Here is a 14,358-nt window from a genome sequence, read left to right on the forward strand (position 1 = left end):
AAAATAAACACAAAATGCAACATTACAATGATGCCGGTTAGGAGGCGGACGACGAGGAGGGTTGCTTCAGGCCAGCCCGAGATAAGTCGTGAGCTCTCGCGCCGCCGCACCTCCGGCGCGGTTGGCGCCGATGGTCGAGGCGGAGGGGCCGTAGCCGACGAGATGGATGCGCGGGTCCTTTGCGACCTGCGTCGCCAGCCTGCCTGCCATGACGATGCCGCCGCTCTCCTCGCGCAGTTGCAGCGGCGCGAGGTGGTCGAGCGAGCTGCGGAAGCCGGTTGCCCACAGGATCACGTCCGCCGCCTGCTCCGCGCCGTCGGCCCAGCGGATCCCGTGCGGCGTGATCTCGCTGAACATGGGCAGGCGGTCGAGCACGCCGCGTTGGCGCGCCGCCTTCAACGCCGGCGTCAGCGGAATGCCCGTCACGGAGACGACGGAGCCGGGTACGAGTCCGCGCCGCACCCGGTCCTCGACGACCGCCACCGCGGCGCGTCCGTCCTCCTGCGTGAAAGGCCCTTCGCGGAACTGCGGCTCGCTGCGGGTAACCCAGGTCGTGGTGGTCACTTTGGAGATCTCGTCCAGGAGCTGCAGCGCCGAGATGCCGCCGCCCACCACCACGACATGCTTGCCCGCAAATTCCCCGGCCGTGTGGTAGTCGCGGGAGTGCAGCTGGCGCCCGCCAAAGCCGTCGCGGCCCGGAAAATCCGGGATGAAGGGCGATTCCCAGGTGCCGGTCGCATTGACGATGCCGCGCGCCGAAAAGGTCTCGCGGTCAGTCTCGACGCGGAAGCGGCCGTTGCGTTCGCAGACCACCTTCACCGTCACGGGCCGGTAGACGGGCAACTCGAAACTGCGCTCGTAGGCGGCATAATATTTCGGCACGGCATCGGACGCCTTCACCTCGGTCGATTGCAGCTCGACCGCCTCGTCGAACTGCATCCCTGGCAGGTCGTGCAGGCGGTTCACCGTGCTCAGCGTCAGATAGGGTGCCCGGAACTGCCAGGCGCCTCCGGGCTCGGGCGCTTTGTCCAGCACCAGGAAATTGCGCCCCGGCGCCAGCCCGAGTTTCTTCAGATGATAGGCGGTGGAGAGCCCGGCCTGGCCGGCACCGATGACCACGATATCGACCTTGTAGGCGGCGCGAAGCGACGGCTCGTCCAACGGGCGTTCAGGTGAGCGGGTCGACTGGTCGTGGTTGGGTGCTTCGATAGTCATGCCGCCGAACGTGGGCCGCGCTCGTTGCAAGTTCAAGTGGCCGCTCCGGCGGGCAGCCATGTGCTGCGCGCGATGCTCAGCCTTCGGCGGTCGCGGCCGGTCGCACCATGCTCATCAGCCAGTCGCGGAACGCGACCACCTTCGGTGTCCTCGCCTTCTGCGGCGTGGCCAGGAACCAGTAGGAACCGGCGCCCTGCAGGCGCTGTTCGAAGGGCGCGACGAGCAGGCCGGCCGCCAGTTCGCGTTCAATCAGCGCCGTCCGGCCGAGCAATACGCCCTTGCCCTCGACCGCTGCACGAATGCCCATGATCGACTGGTCGAAGAACGAACCGGCCGAGGTGTCGATGCCGGTGACGCCGACATGGGCGAGCCAGGTGTCCCAGTCCTCGTCATAGCCCGGCACATGCAGCAGGTCGCGAGCCCGGAGGTCCTCAGGCGAATTCAACGTCTCGGCATATTTCGGCGTACAGACCGGGAAGGTCTCGTCGCGCAGCAACAGCGTCGCCTCGCGCTTCGGCCAGTTGCCCCAGCCGAATTCGATCGCCGCATCGACCTTGCCCTCGCCATGGTCGAGCGCGGTGAGCCTCAGGTCGATGGTCGGATGCTGGACGCGGAACAGGTCGAGCCGTGGCGCGATCCACTGGCTGGCAAAGGATGTCGGCACGTGCACGACCAGCATCTCGCGGGTGCCGCGCCCGGCGATCCGCGCGGTCGCCTCGTCGATCAGGGCGAAGGCGCGGCCAAGCTCCTCGGCATAGCGGCGGCCACGGTCGGTGAGCCGCACGCCATTGGCGTGGCGGTCGAACAGCTCCTTGCCGAGCCTGAGTTCGAGCGCCCGGATGTGCTGCGATATGGCAGACGGCGTGACGTTCAGCTCAGTGCCGGCGGCGGCGAAGCTGCCGAGCCTTGCCGCGGCCTCGAAGGCCCGGAGCCAGTTCAGGGGTGGTCGGGCGGCGGTCATGGCACCATTAGATTTTCTTGCGCTACCCCCAAGGTAATCGCGTTTGCTCGGTCAGGCAAGAAAGGTTCCTATCCGTCCAGTTCAGCATCTGGGAGGCACTACAATGAACGTCCACTGGCTCCAGGGCTATCGCCCCGGCTACGGCCTGCCGCGCGATTTCTACACCAATGCGGAGATTTTCGCCGAGGAGCAGGCGCGCATCTTCCGCAACAACTGGTTCTTCGCCGGCCATTCGGTGGAGCTGCCCAAGGCAGGCGACTACATGACGCTCGATGTCGGCGGAGCGCCGGTCGTCGTGGTGCGCGATCGCGACGGCAAGGTGCATGCCCACCACAATGTCTGTCGCCACCGCGGCTCGATCGTCTGCACCAAGGAGAAGGGCAAGGCCGCACGGCTCGTCTGCCCCTATCACTCCTGGTCCTACGCCCATGACGGCACCCTGATCGGCGCGCCGATGATGGGCGAGGATTTCGACAAGCAGGCCCACGGCCTGAAGCGGGCGCATGCCGAGGAGTTCGACGGGCTGATCTTCGTCAACCTGTCGGAGACCCCCTCCCCGTTCCACGAGCTGCGCGACCACCTGTCGCCGATCCTGAAGTCGCAGGGCATGGCCAAGGCCAAGATCGCGCTGATCCGCGACTACGAGCTCGACGTGAACTGGAAGATCGTCGTCGAAAACAACCGTGAGTGCTACCACTGCGAGGCCAACCACCACGGCTATGTCTCGGTGCAGTACGACACAGAGAGCGACAATCCCGACCTCAAGGACGAGATCGCCGAGCGGCTGGGCGACTGCCGCATCCGCTGGGAGAAGGCCGGGCTCGACACGGCCCGCGTCAACACCTCGTCCAACAACACGTCCGAATGGTTCCGCGCCAACCGCACGCCGGTGCGCAAGGGCATGGTCACCGAAAGCCCCGACGGGCAGCTGGTCTGCGACGTGCTGATGGCCGGCTTCACCGATCCCGACATGGGCACGGCGCGCGCCAACACCAACATCAATTTCTGGTGCCACGCCAATTCCGACTACGCCCACACCGTGCGCATCACGCCGGTATCGCCGACCAGGACCATCGTGCGCGGCTACTGGCTGGTCGACGAGAATGCAGTCGAGGGCCGCGACTACGATCCCGAGAAGATCGCCGCCTTCCATCACGAGGTCATGTCGGAAGACTGGGAGATCTGCCGCCGCCAGTGGATCGGCATCACCTCGCCCGGCTTCGAGCCCGGCCCCTATTCGCCGACCAAGGAAGCCAATGTCGACCGCTATGTGCGCTGGTACGCGAGCCAGATGACGGCGTGAGGCGAGACGTCCTCCCTCCCCTTCTGGGAGAGGGATCGCGGATCACGTAAACCCATCCTCCCGGGACGGTGCGAAAGATGCTCTCCAGGCCGGAAATTCTCCTGCAGGTCGCCGAGATCAAGGCGCTGACGTCGCGCGTGTCGGCCTACCGGCTGGTGTCGCCCCATGGCGAACGCCTGCCGACCTGGAGTGCGGGCGCGCATCTCAACTTCCGCCTGCCAAGCGGGCGGGCGCGCTGCTACTCGCTGTGCGGCGATCCTGCCAGCTCCGCCGAATATTGGGTGGCCGTGCAACGCGAGGAGAACGGCGAAGGCGGCTCGCTCGAGGTGGCCGAGACCTTTGCGCGCGGCGTGGTGGTGCGCGCCGATCCGCCACGCAACGGCTTTCCGCTCGCTGAGGAGGCAAGGCACCACGTCTTGATCGCCGGCGGCATCGGCATCACACCCATCGTCGCGATGATCCATCACCTCCGCCGCGCCAGGGCGAGCTATGTCGTCCATGTCTGCGCCCGTTCGCTGAAGGAAGTAGCGTTTCGCGACCTCATCCAGGCCGAGGTCGCGGCGGGCCGCGCGGCACTTCATCTCGACGGCAACGATCCGGCGCGAAGGCCCGACCTGGTAGCGATGATCGGACCCCCGACGGAGGGCGTGCATGCCTATGCCTGCGGTCCGGCCGGCCTGCTCAAGGCCTTTGCCCGCGCCACGGAAAACTGGCCGCAGGAGCGGGTGCATGTCGAGAGCTTCGCGCCAGAGGCCAGGCAGACCGAAGGCGACCGGCCCTTCGACGTCACCATCGCCTCGACTGGCAAGACCATTCACGTGCCCGCCGGCACGACCCTGCTCGCAGCCCTCAAGGCCGCCGGCCACGACATCGCGACGAGCTGCCGGCAGGGCATCTGCGGCTCCTGCATGGTTGCCTACAGCGCCGGCGAACCCGACCACCGCGATCTTGCGCTGAGCGACGACGAGCGCCGCGAATTCCTCACCGTCTGCTGTTCGCGCGCCCGCTCACCGAGCCTGACCCTCGATCTCTGAACAGGCCGGCACGCCGGCGCACCTAACCCAGCAATACCTCGCGCCACGCGAGGCCAGTCCCGAAAGGCCAACATGTCCAAGCTCCCCTCGCACGCCCGCATCGTCATCGTCGGCGGCGGCGCCATCGGCACCTCCATCGCCTACCACCTCGCCAAGATGGGCGAAAAGGACGTGCTGCTGATCGAAAAGAACCAGCTCACCGCCGGCTCGACCTGGCACGCCGCCGGCCTGATGGGCCAGCTGCGCAGCAAGGTGAACCTGACCCGCCTGATGCAGTACAGTGCAGATCTGTGTGCGAAAATCGGCGCCGAGACCGGGCAGGATGTCGGCTGGAAGAATGTCGGCAGCCTGCGTCTCGCCGCCTCCGACGCGCGCTGGGAAGAGCTCAAGCGGGCACACACCGCTGCCAAGAGCTACGGCTTCGACATGGAGCTGGTCGGACCCGACGAGGTGAAGCGGCTGTTCCCGCTCGTCGACACCAAGGATCTGCGCGGCGCCACCTGGATCGCGTCGGACGGCCATGTCGACCCCTATTCGCTGACCCACGCCTACGCCAAGGGCGCGCGCACGGGCGGCGTGCGCATCGTCGAGGGCGTCACCGTCACCGGCTTCGCCATCAAGGACCGCCGCATCACTGCGGTGAAGACCGCGGACGGCGATGTCAGCTGCGAGATCGTCGTCAATGCCGCGGGCCTGTGGGCGCGCCAGCTCGGCGAGCTCGCCGGCATCGACCTGCCGATCACGGTCGTCGAGCACGAATATTTCGTCACTGAGAAGTCCCCGATGGTGCCGGACGATTTGCCGACGCTGCGCGATCCCGACGCCAATTTCTACGTCAAGCCGGAGCCCGGCGCGATGGCGATCGGCGGCTGGGAAAAGGAAACCCGCGCCGCCTACGGGCTCGGCAAGCTTCCGATGAGCTTCGGCCAGGAGCTGTTCCCCGACGATCTCGAGCGCATCGCCGAGGTGATCGAGGGTGCCGCCAACCGCATCCCCGTCCTCTGCGACCTCGGCGTGCGCGCCGTGGTCAACGGACCGATCCCGATCTCGGCCGACGGCGAGCCGGTGATGGGCCTAGCCGGCGACTATGAGAACTTCTTCGTCGCCTGCGGCTTCACCTCGGGCATCGCCGCCTCTGGCGGTGCCGGCCGCGCCATGGCAAACTGGATCGTCGAGGGCGACCCGGGCATGGACCTCTGGGCCTTCGACCTGCGCCGCTTCGGCCATCCGCATGGCGGCCTCGCCTACCTGCGCGACAGTGCCATCGAGGCCTATTCCAAATATTACGCCATTGCCTGGCCGGAAGAGGAACGTTCGGCCTGCCGGCCGCTGCGCCGCTCGCCGCTCTACCAGACCTTGACCGCGCAAGGCGCAGTCAACGGCGTCAAGTTCGGCTGGGAGCGGCCGAATTATTTCCTGAAGGCGGGCGAGGCCAAGCCGCCGCTCGAAACCTTCGAGCGCGCGCCCTATGCCGGGGTCATCGGCCGTGAGCACAGGATCGTGCGCGAGGGCGTGGCCCTGGTCGACCAGTCGTCCTTCTCCAAGTTCGAGGTCTCCGGCCCGGGCGCGCTTGCCTATCTGCAGTGGCTGGCCGCCGCCAATGTCGACAAGGGCGACAACGCCGTCATCTACACCCAGCTGCTCAACAAGCGCGGCGGCATCGAGGCCGACCTCACCATCATGCGGCGCGGCGAACATAGGTTCCATGTCGTCACCGGCTCGGCCTTCGGCACCCGTGACGGCGGCTGGATCCGCCGCCATATGCCACGCGACGGCTCGGTTTCGGTGCATGATGTGACCGGCGGCTACGGTGTCATCAATCTCTGCGGCCCGCTGGCGCGCGAGGTGCTGGCCAAGGTCAGCGAACACGACGTTTCCAACGACGCCTTCCCCTACATGACCTGCCGCGAGATCCGCGTCGGCTGGGCGCCGGTCTTCGCTGCCCGTGTCACCTATGTCGGCGAGCTCGGCTGGGAGCTGCATGTGCCGACTGAATACATGGCTTATGTCTACGAGGTGCTGCGCGAGGCGGGTGCGCCGTTCGGCATCGCCGATGTCGGTTACAAGGCGATCTCCAGCCTGCGCATGGAAAAGCGCTACCTTTACTGGGGCGCCGACATCACCCCCGACGATACCCCGTTGGAGGCCGGCCTCGGCTTTGCAGTCGCCATGAAGAAGGGCGACTTCCACGGCCGCGACGCGCTCGCCGCCCAGAAGGAGCGCGGTGTCACCCGCAAGCTCGCCTGCTTCCGGCTCGACGAGCCGCTGGCAGTCTATGGCGGTGAGGCGATGTCGGTGAACGGCCGCGTCGTCGGCATGACCACCAGCGGCGACTTCGGCCACACGGTCGGCGCATCCCTCGTCTTCGGCTATCTCAAGGGCGACGACATGGGCCTCAAGGAAATCGAGGTCGAGGCCTTCGGCCGCCGCAGCCGCGCGACGGTGGTGGAGCGCTGCGCCTATGATCCAACGGGTGAGCGCGTCCGGCTCTAGCGTTTCGAGCCCGAAAAGGGTCGGGCTGCTCAAGGCAGCTCCGCCTCAGAAATCAGAGTGCCGCGCTTCCGAACGGAGGCGCGGCGTTTTGATGTGGCGATAGGCCGTGCATGCCACATATTGCAACATCCGCTTGCCAATCTCGCGGCAATGCCGCCACATTGGCCCCATGTCCGACTCGCAGAACCACAAGGCGCTCGCGCCGCGCCGCCACGACGAGATCCTGAGGCGGCTGGCCGCCGACGGCTCGGTCGGCATCACCGAGCTTGCCGCCTTCTTCGACGTGTCGCGGGAGACCATCCGCCGCGACATGAAGTTCCTGGCCGAGCGCGGCCAGCTCGACCTCGTCCATGGAGGGGCGACGCTGTTCGAGGCGACCGAGCCGGCGCTTACCCTGCGCAGCCAGGAAAATGCCGGCGGCAAGGCAGCCATCGGCCGGGCAGCGGCAGCACTCGTCGAGGACGGCATGGTGGTGTTCCTCGATTCCGGCACCACCACCCTTGCCGTGGCCCATGCGCTAGCCGGCAAGCAGAACCTGACGATCTGCACCACCAGCCTGACGATCGCGCTGCACATGTGCCGGCAGCCGCATGTGCGCGTGCACATGCTGGGCGGCGAGATCGATCCGTCGGAGGAAGCTGCGGTCGGCATCGACGCGCTCGACGCCATCGGCCGCTTCCGTATCGACGTCGCGTTCCTCGGCGGTGGCGCGCTGTCGCCCGACGGCGAGGTCACCGACTTCACCCGCAACGGCGCCGAACAGCGCTCGCGCATGGCAGCCACCGCCGCCCGCGCCTATTTCGTGCTCGACAGTTCCAAGTTCGGCCGCCTGACCCCACTGCGCATCCCGCGCTTCGAACTCGCCGCCGGCGTCATCGTCGACGCCCCTCCCCCGCCAGCCATGGTCGAGGCCCTGGAGCGCAAGGGACCGAAGGTGATCGTCGGGGAGTAACTGGAGGGATCGGCGAGGCGGCAAAGCCGCCGCCCGCGCCTGTTTGCCCAGGGTCAGGTCAACTTCCGCCGCCGTTCCAGCTCCGCTTCCGTCGGCGTTTCGAACTCGAACGAACCGGTGACGATGTTGTCGTCGCGGACGTATTTGTTGACCGTCACGCCCGTGCCGGAAAGCTTGGACGACACCAGCTTCAGCGCCGACGGCAGGGCAGCTTCGCCGAACAGGCGCTTGCCCTTGCCCAACACCAGCGGGAAGATGAAGATGTTGAGTTCGTCGACCAGGTCGCTGGCGAGCAGGGTCTTGAGGAAGTCGGTCGAGCCCTGGGTCAGAAGGTCGGGCCCGTCTTCGGCCTTCAGCTTTCGCACGGCAGCAACGGCGTCGGCGCCGAGCGAATGGCTGTTCTGCCAGCCGAGCTTGAGGTCCGGGTTACGCGTCGCGACGTATTTGTTGATGCGGTCGAACAGTGGGCCGATGGGATCGTCGGCGTCGACATAGGGCCAGTGCGCAGCGAAGATGTCCCAGGTCTTGCGCCCGAGCAGGAGGTCGAAGGGCCTGGCGAACATCTCGCCTACCGCCTCTTCCAGCGTCTTGTCGAAATAGGGGGCGACCCAGCCGCCATATTTGAAGCCGCCGATCGGGTCCTCTTCGGGTCCGCCCGGCGCCTGCATAACGCCGTCGAGACTTATGAATGCACCCACCACGATCTTTCTCATGTCGTTCTCCTTCATCGCCTCTGCCGGCTTACCACTGGAAGACGTGCGGCGTCGGTCCGTTCCGACAAATGCGCGAAAATTTCCCTGTCCTTCCTGCATGGTGACGCTGAAAGCAGAGAGCCATCCCCTCTGATGCGAGGCCTCGGCGACGACCGCCGCAAATAAGATGTGACTATTTGTTGCATTTAATGTTGCATTTTGTTGCGATGACGATATGGTGACGACCATCACCCTTGGGAGGTTTCATCATCATGGCGCAGGAATTCCCGACGCAGGCTCGCGTCGTCATCGTCGGCGGTGGCATCATTGGCTGCTCGGTCGCCTATCACCTGACAAAGCTCGGCTGGACCGATGTCGTTTTGCTCGAGCAGGGCCAGCTCAGCGGCGGCACCACCTGGCATGCCGCCGGCCTCGTAGGCCAGCTGCGCAGCCACGCCAATATGACGAGCCTGATCAAATACTCGACCCAGCTCTACAGCGAGCTCGAGGCCGAGACGGGGCTCGCCACCGGCTGGAAGAACTGCGGCTCGCTGTCGGTCGCCCGCAGCGCCGACCGCATGACGGTCTTGAAGCGCACGGCCGCTTCCGCCCGCGCGCAGGGCGTCGACATCGAGGTGATCTCGGCCAGGGAAGCGCAGGAGAAGTGGCCGGTCATGGCCATCGACGACCTCGTCGGCGCCGTCTGGCTGCCGGGCGACGGCAAGGCCAACCCGACCGACCTCACCCAGTCGCTGGCCAAGGGTGCGCGCAACCGCGGCGCGCGCGTGATCGAACGTGTCCGCGTCACCGGCATCAAGACCAAGGAGGGCCGCGCCACCGGCGTTTCCACCGACAAGGGCGACATCGCGGCCGAGATCGTGGTCAACTGTGCCGGACAGTGGGCGCGCAAGGTCGGCGCGATGTGCGGGGTGACAGTGCCGCTGCACTCGGCCGAGCACATGTATATCGTCACCGGCAAGATCGAAGGCGTGCACCCGGACCTGCCGGTGCTGCGCGATCCCGACGGCTACATCTATTTCAAGGAAGAGGTCGGCGGCCTGGTCATGGGCGGCTTTGAGCCCGAGGCCAAGCCGTGGGGCATGAACGGCATCCCCGACGATTTCGAGTTCGCGCTTCTGCCCGACGACTGGGACCAGTTCGAGATCCTGATGCAGAACGCGCTGGTGCGCGTGCCGCAGTTGGAGACGTCGGACGTCAAGAAATTCTACAACGGCCCCGAGAGCTTCACCGCCGACAACAACTTCATCCTCGGCGAGGCGCCGGAGCTGAAAAACTTCTTCGTCGGCGCCGGCTTCAACTCGATGGGCATCGCCAGTGCCGGCGGCGCCGGTCGGGCGCTGGCCGAATGGATCGTCAATGGTGCCGCGACGATGGACCTTTGGCCGGTCGACATCAGGCGCTTTGCCGGCTTCAACAACAACCCGCGCTGGCTGCACGACCGCGTCAAGGAAACGCTCGGCCTGCATTACGCCATGCCCTGGCCGAACCGCGAGTTGGATACCGCCCGCCCCTTCCGCCGCTCGGCGCTCTACGACCGGCTCGCCGCCAAGGGCGCCTGCTTCGGTTCCAAGATGGGCTGGGAGCGTGCCAACTGGTTTGCCGTGCCGGGCGAGAAGCCTGAGACCGAATACTCCTTCGGTCGCCAGAACTGGCACGGCGCGGTACAGCGCGAGATGAAGGCCACCCGCGAAGCAGCCGGCATCTTCGACCAGACCTCGTTCGCCAAGATCATGGTGCAGGGCCGCGACGCGGCGTGTGTGCTCAACCACATCTGCGCCGCCGACATCGACGTCGAGATCGGCCGTTCCATTTATACCGGCCTGCTCAACGAGCGCGGCGGCTACGAGAGCGACCTGACGGTGATGCGTCTCGGCCGCGACAAGTTCCTGATCGTCACCGGCTCGGCCCAGGCCGTGCACGACGCCGACTGGATTGCGAAGAACATCCCCGAGGATGCGCATGTCACGCTGACCGACGTCACCTCGTCCTATGCGGTGCTGGCGCTGATGGGTCCGCGCTCGCGCGACATCCTGGCCAAGCTCACCTCGGCCGATCTTTCCAACGCGGGCTTCCCCTTCGCCACCATCCGCGAGATCGACATCGGCTATGCCACCGCCTATGCCAACCGCATGACCTATGTCGGTGAGCTTGGCTGGGAGCTGATCGTGCCGACCGAATTCGCCGTCGGCGTCTATGAGGCGCTGCACGAGGCGGGTCGCGATCATGGCCTCGCCGACTGCGGCTACTACGCGCTCGAGGCGCTGCGCATCGAAAAGGGTTTCCGCGCCTGGAGCCGGGAACTCACGCCCGACATCAACCCCTACGAGGCCGGCCTCGCTTTCGCCGTGTCGATGGACAAGCCTGGCGGCTTCATCGGCAAGGAGGCGCTGGTCGCCGCCAAGGCCAAGGGCAAGCTCACCCGCCGCATCGTGCAGTTCACGCTCGACGATGCAGCGCCCATGCTCTGGGGCGGCGAGCTGATCCTGCGCAACGGCAAGCCTGTCGGCGAAGTGCGCTCGGCGTCCTACGGCCACACGCTCGGCCGCTCGGTGGCGCTTGGCCTGCTCGACCATGCCGATGGTGTCGACAAGGATTTCATCGAGAGCGGCCGCTTCGCGATCGACCTTGCCGGCGAACGCCACACGGCGACCGCCCACCTCAAGGCGCCGTACGATCCCAAGTCGGAGCGGGTGAAGGCAGACAGCACCTCACTGCGCGGCGCCGCCTGAAACGGCGTATCGGAACCCTCCCCGAGCTGCCCCTCCCTCGCGGGAGGGGTTCTTTTTTGACAGCGTGCGTCAGCGTCAATGCGGCGAAGGGCACCGGTGTCGTCGCAGGTCAGGTCGGTGACGAATGGGCGGCCAGCCGCTTGGCGATGAAATCGGCGCCGAGCTGCGCCCCTTGGGCAGTGATGGTGTGCCCGACGCCCGGCAGAATAACGCTTTGCGCCTCGAGCCCATGTTCGCGCAGCGTTGCCGCAGCTTCGGTCGAACTTGCCGCGGGGATCACCGTATCGGCCGCGCCGTGCACCAGAAGCGCGCTCGTCGACCCGGCTGGTGCCAACGGACGCGGCGACGCGAGCCTGCCCGAATAGGCGACGACCGCGGCAACCGGCCAACGCCCCGAAGCCACCGCGTCGAGCGCCATGATGGAGCCTTGCGAGAAGCCGACGAGGGCGACGCGGTCGAGCCGTTGCGACAGTCCGTGCTGGTCGATGATGTTGCCTAGGACTTCGTCGAAGGCGGGCCGTGCGGCAACGATGCGCTGCGGTCGGTTGGCCTCCGTCACGCCGGCGATGCTGAACCATTGCCGGCCCTGGCCGCCGCCGTCGAAGGCGGACGGTCCGTCTGGTGCTGCGAAGTCCGCAGGCAGGACATGCTGCCAGCTCTGGGCAAGGGGCATGAGATCGGCGCCGCGGCTGCCGACGCCGTGCAGAAAGATGACGAGACTGTTGGCGGGCGACGAGGTCATGAGAGGTTTCCTGCTGCTTTCAACTTTGTAGGTCAGAGGCTCAGGTCGCCCAGGTCGGGCCCGTCCGGAACGATACCGTTCGGGTTGAGCGACTTGATGGAATAGTAGCCTGTCTTGATGTGGCCGATATTGACCGTGGAGCGGACCCCGGGAATGGCGAGCACGCGCTTCATGTAGGCCGTCAGGTTTCGATATTCGGAGAGGCGGCGCAGGTTGCACTTGAACAGGCCGTGATAGGCCGCGTCGAAGCGCACCAGCGTGACGAACAGGCGGATGTCGGCCTCCGTGAACGGTGCGCCGAACAGGAAGGGGCCGTTGGCCAGCCGCGCCTCCAATTCGTCCAGCATGGCAAACACGCCGCGATAGGCCTCCTCATAAGCTAGCTGCGTGGTGGCGAAGCCTGCCCGGTAGACGCCGTTGTTGAGGGCTGGATAGATGCGTTCGTTCAGTGCGTCGATGTCGTCGCGCAGGTGGGCGGGGTAGAGGTCGATACTCTGGTCGGCCAGCGCACCGAACCCGGAATTGAACATGCGGACGATGTCGGCGGACTCGTTGTTGACGATCGTTCCCAGCTTCTTGTCCCAGAGGACGGGCACCGTCGCACGGCCGGTGAAATCGTCGTCGGCCAGGCTGTAGAGTTCGTGCAGGTAGGTGGCGCCGTTGAGTTCATCGCGGTCGGCGCCGGGATGGTCGCCGAAGCGCCAGCCCTGGTCGGTCAAAGCCGGCTCGACAACGGACACCGAAATGATGTCTTCGAGTTTCTTGAGCTTGCGGGCGATCAGCGTGCGCGAAGCCCATGGGCAAATCAATGCGACGTAGAGGTGGTAGCGTCCCGGCTCGGCGGCAAAGCCGGCCGCGCCGGTCGGGCCGGCGCTGCCGTCGGGCGTGATCCAGTTGCGGAAACTGGAAACCTGGCGGACGAAACCGCCCTTGGCGTCCTTTGCCTGGACCGGTTGCCAGTCCTCGGTCCACTTGCCGTTCACGAGCATGATTAATTTCCGTTCGCGAGAGTGTCGGCCGGCGGCACCTGACCTGCAGGGCCGCCGCCGGTGGTAGATCAGGCACGCGCCTTCTGCAGGGCAAATGAGCCGTTGCCGAGCAGCGCCAGTGAAGCGAGGGCGACGGCCCAGAATGCCGGGAATTCCCAGCCGCCATTCGGATTGCTGAAGAAGAAGCCGGCCGCGCCGTGCGGGGCATAGATCGATCCGAGCAGGATCGGGATCAGCGCGACCGAGACCCAGCGGGTCCAGACGCCGGCGATGAGGGCAATTCCGCCGAGCAGCTCGGCCGCAATGACCAGATAGGCAAGTGGGCCGGGAAAGCCGATGCTTTCGAAGAAGCCGGCGGTGCCCGCCGGGGTGAAGACGAATATCTTCAGGCCGGCATGGGCCAGGAACAGGATGCCCATGCTGACGCGCAGCAGGAGGGCGGCGAGGTTGGCGTTGTTGGTCTCGGTCATGGTTCGGGTCCTCTATGTTGGTTGATTGAGATGTCAGGCAGCGGTCTGCCAGGCAGGCGCGATATCGGTGCCGAGGCCGCGCATGTAGCCGAGCACGATGTTGAGGCCTGCGACCGGCTCGATGTAGCGGGCGACGCCGAGGCCGCCGACCTGGAGGGGCACGAAGCCAGACTTGGCGACCAGCGTCTCGACCGCCTCGGTCGCGTCCTTGTCGTCGCCGGCGATGAACACTGTGGCAGGCTTGCCGCCGATATTGCCGCCCGACTGGAGCACCGAGGCGAAGATCGTGTTGAACGCCTTCACCACCCTGGCCCTGGGGGCGAGCTTCTGGATCTCCTCGCCGGCGCTGGTGGAATGGCCGATGGTCAGGCCGGCATAGTCGGCGGTCAGGGGATTGGTGATGTCGATGACGATCTTGCCGTCGAGGCCGCCAGCCGCGGCGATCGTTTCGCCGGCCGCGTCGAACGGAATGGCGAGGACGACGATGTCGGCACTGCCGACCGCGGACGGGATGTCGGTGCCCGTCACGTTGACGCCCGCCGAACGGGCGGTTTCTTCAGCCTTCGCAGCGTCGCGCGAACCGAGCGCGACCGAGTAGCCTGCCTTGGAAAATACGCCGGCGAGGCCCTTGGCCATGTTGCCGGTTCCGATGATCGCAATGGTCATGATCTTGTCTCCTGGTGCACGCGCTGGTCAGCGCCGATGGCAAGGAGATAGAGGATTTCCCGCGCGGATATTATCCGCGCCAAGAGCATTT

General features: G+C 66.2%; 12 protein-coding genes. 5 read left to right on the forward strand and 7 right to left on the reverse strand.

What is annotated here, in order from left to right; translation table 11 throughout:
* Nucleotides 1–66: 66 nt before the first annotated feature.
* Together AmiPiv_RS09970 and gcvA are read right to left on the reverse strand one after the other, a co-directional pair.
* Entirely contained in the window at nucleotides 67–1,215 is a 1,149-nt protein-coding gene (locus AmiPiv_RS09970; RefSeq protein ID WP_340037238.1) for an FAD-dependent oxidoreductase, read from the reverse strand.
* Nucleotides 1,216–1,291: 76 nt separating this feature from the next.
* The gene (gene gcvA / locus AmiPiv_RS09975) at nucleotides 1,292–2,176 is read right to left on the reverse strand and encodes a transcriptional regulator GcvA (protein WP_340037239.1); all 885 of its coding nucleotides are present in this window, start codon (nucleotides 2,174–2,176) and stop codon (nucleotides 1,292–1,294) included.
* A gap of 103 nt (nucleotides 2,177–2,279) precedes the next feature.
* On the opposite strand from gcvA, the gene AmiPiv_RS09980 reads away from it, so the two are divergent.
* The 4 genes from AmiPiv_RS09980 (at nucleotide 2,280) to AmiPiv_RS09995 (ending at nucleotide 7,958) form a co-directional block, all read left to right on the forward strand.
* Nucleotides 2,280–3,479 carry an aromatic ring-hydroxylating oxygenase subunit alpha gene (locus AmiPiv_RS09980; RefSeq protein ID WP_340037240.1) on the forward strand — a complete coding sequence of 400 codons (1,200 nt, stop codon included), beginning with the start codon at nucleotides 2,280–2,282 and terminating at the stop codon, nucleotides 3,477–3,479.
* A gap of 77 nt (nucleotides 3,480–3,556) precedes the next feature.
* On the forward strand, nucleotides 3,557–4,513 hold the full coding sequence (locus AmiPiv_RS09985; protein WP_340037241.1) for a PDR/VanB family oxidoreductase: 957 nt from the start codon (nucleotides 3,557–3,559) through the stop codon (nucleotides 4,511–4,513).
* Nucleotides 4,514–4,585: 72 nt separating this feature from the next.
* On the forward strand, nucleotides 4,586–7,006 hold the full coding sequence (locus AmiPiv_RS09990) for a GcvT family protein (protein WP_340037242.1): 2,421 nt from the start codon (nucleotides 4,586–4,588) through the stop codon (nucleotides 7,004–7,006).
* Between the two features lie 169 nt (nucleotides 7,007–7,175).
* Nucleotides 7,176–7,958 carry a DeoR/GlpR family DNA-binding transcription regulator gene (locus AmiPiv_RS09995; protein ID WP_340037243.1) on the forward strand — a complete coding sequence of 261 codons (783 nt, stop codon included), beginning with the start codon at nucleotides 7,176–7,178 and terminating at the stop codon, nucleotides 7,956–7,958.
* 53 nt (nucleotides 7,959–8,011) lie between these two features.
* On the opposite strand, the gene AmiPiv_RS10000 is transcribed toward AmiPiv_RS09995, so the two are convergent.
* Nucleotides 8,012–8,671 carry a dihydrofolate reductase family protein gene (locus AmiPiv_RS10000; RefSeq protein ID WP_340037244.1) on the reverse strand — a complete coding sequence of 220 codons (660 nt, stop codon included), beginning with the start codon at nucleotides 8,669–8,671 and terminating at the stop codon, nucleotides 8,012–8,014.
* A 251-nt stretch (nucleotides 8,672–8,922) separates the two neighbouring features.
* Here AmiPiv_RS10000 and AmiPiv_RS10005 point away from each other — a divergent pair, with 251 nt between their 5' ends.
* The gene (locus AmiPiv_RS10005) at nucleotides 8,923–11,400 is read left to right on the forward strand and encodes a GcvT family protein (RefSeq protein ID WP_340037245.1); all 2,478 of its coding nucleotides are present in this window, start codon (nucleotides 8,923–8,925) and stop codon (nucleotides 11,398–11,400) included.
* A gap of 109 nt (nucleotides 11,401–11,509) precedes the next feature.
* Here AmiPiv_RS10005 and AmiPiv_RS10010 read toward each other — a convergent pair whose 3' ends face one another.
* From AmiPiv_RS10010 to AmiPiv_RS10025, 4 genes are all read right to left on the reverse strand, one after another.
* The gene (locus tag AmiPiv_RS10010; RefSeq protein WP_340037246.1) at nucleotides 11,510–12,142 is read right to left on the reverse strand and encodes an alpha/beta hydrolase; all 633 of its coding nucleotides are present in this window, start codon (nucleotides 12,140–12,142) and stop codon (nucleotides 11,510–11,512) included.
* A 32-nt stretch (nucleotides 12,143–12,174) separates the two neighbouring features.
* On the reverse strand, nucleotides 12,175–13,131 hold the full coding sequence (locus AmiPiv_RS10015; protein WP_340037247.1) for a glutathione S-transferase family protein: 957 nt from the start codon (nucleotides 13,129–13,131) through the stop codon (nucleotides 12,175–12,177).
* A 68-nt stretch (nucleotides 13,132–13,199) separates the two neighbouring features.
* Nucleotides 13,200–13,601, reverse strand: coding sequence for a DoxX family protein (locus AmiPiv_RS10020; protein ID WP_340037248.1), 402 nt, complete (start codon nucleotides 13,599–13,601; stop codon nucleotides 13,200–13,202).
* 33 nt (nucleotides 13,602–13,634) lie between these two features.
* Entirely contained in the window at nucleotides 13,635–14,267 is a 633-nt protein-coding gene (locus AmiPiv_RS10025) for an NADPH-dependent F420 reductase (protein ID WP_340037249.1), read from the reverse strand.
* Nucleotides 14,268–14,358: the final 91 nt, after the last annotated feature.

The organism is Aminobacter sp. Piv2-1 (assembly GCF_037625995.1).
Classification (GTDB): domain Bacteria; phylum Pseudomonadota; class Alphaproteobacteria; order Rhizobiales; family Rhizobiaceae; genus Aminobacter.

Bases quoted from the DNA above. Each gene is read 5' to 3' on its own strand.
- AmiPiv_RS10025 (WP_340037249.1), bottom strand. From the start codon at position 14,267: ATGACCATTGCGATCATCGGAACCGGCAACATGGCCAAGGGCCTCGCC.
- AmiPiv_RS09995 (WP_340037243.1), top strand. From the start codon at position 7,176: ATGTCCGACTCGCAGAACCACAAGGCGCTCGCGCCGCGCCGCCACGAC.
- AmiPiv_RS09970 (WP_340037238.1), bottom strand. From the start codon at position 1,215: ATGACTATCGAAGCACCCAACCACGACCAGTCGACCCGCTCACCTGAA.
- AmiPiv_RS09990 (WP_340037242.1), top strand. From the start codon at position 4,586: ATGTCCAAGCTCCCCTCGCACGCCCGCATCGTCATCGTCGGCGGCGGC.
- AmiPiv_RS09980 (WP_340037240.1), top strand. From the start codon at position 2,280: ATGAACGTCCACTGGCTCCAGGGCTATCGCCCCGGCTACGGCCTGCCG.
- AmiPiv_RS10015 (WP_340037247.1), bottom strand. From the start codon at position 13,131: ATGCTCGTGAACGGCAAGTGGACCGAGGACTGGCAACCGGTCCAGGCA.
- AmiPiv_RS10005 (WP_340037245.1), top strand. From the start codon at position 8,923: ATGGCGCAGGAATTCCCGACGCAGGCTCGCGTCGTCATCGTCGGCGGT.
- AmiPiv_RS10020 (WP_340037248.1), bottom strand. From the start codon at position 13,601: ATGACCGAGACCAACAACGCCAACCTCGCCGCCCTCCTGCTGCGCGTC.
- AmiPiv_RS09985 (WP_340037241.1), top strand. From the start codon at position 3,557: ATGCTCTCCAGGCCGGAAATTCTCCTGCAGGTCGCCGAGATCAAGGCG.
- gcvA (WP_340037239.1), bottom strand. From the start codon at position 2,176: ATGACCGCCGCCCGACCACCCCTGAACTGGCTCCGGGCCTTCGAGGCC.
- AmiPiv_RS10010 (WP_340037246.1), bottom strand. From the start codon at position 12,142: ATGACCTCGTCGCCCGCCAACAGTCTCGTCATCTTTCTGCACGGCGTC.
- AmiPiv_RS10000 (WP_340037244.1), bottom strand. From the start codon at position 8,671: ATGAGAAAGATCGTGGTGGGTGCATTCATAAGTCTCGACGGCGTTATG.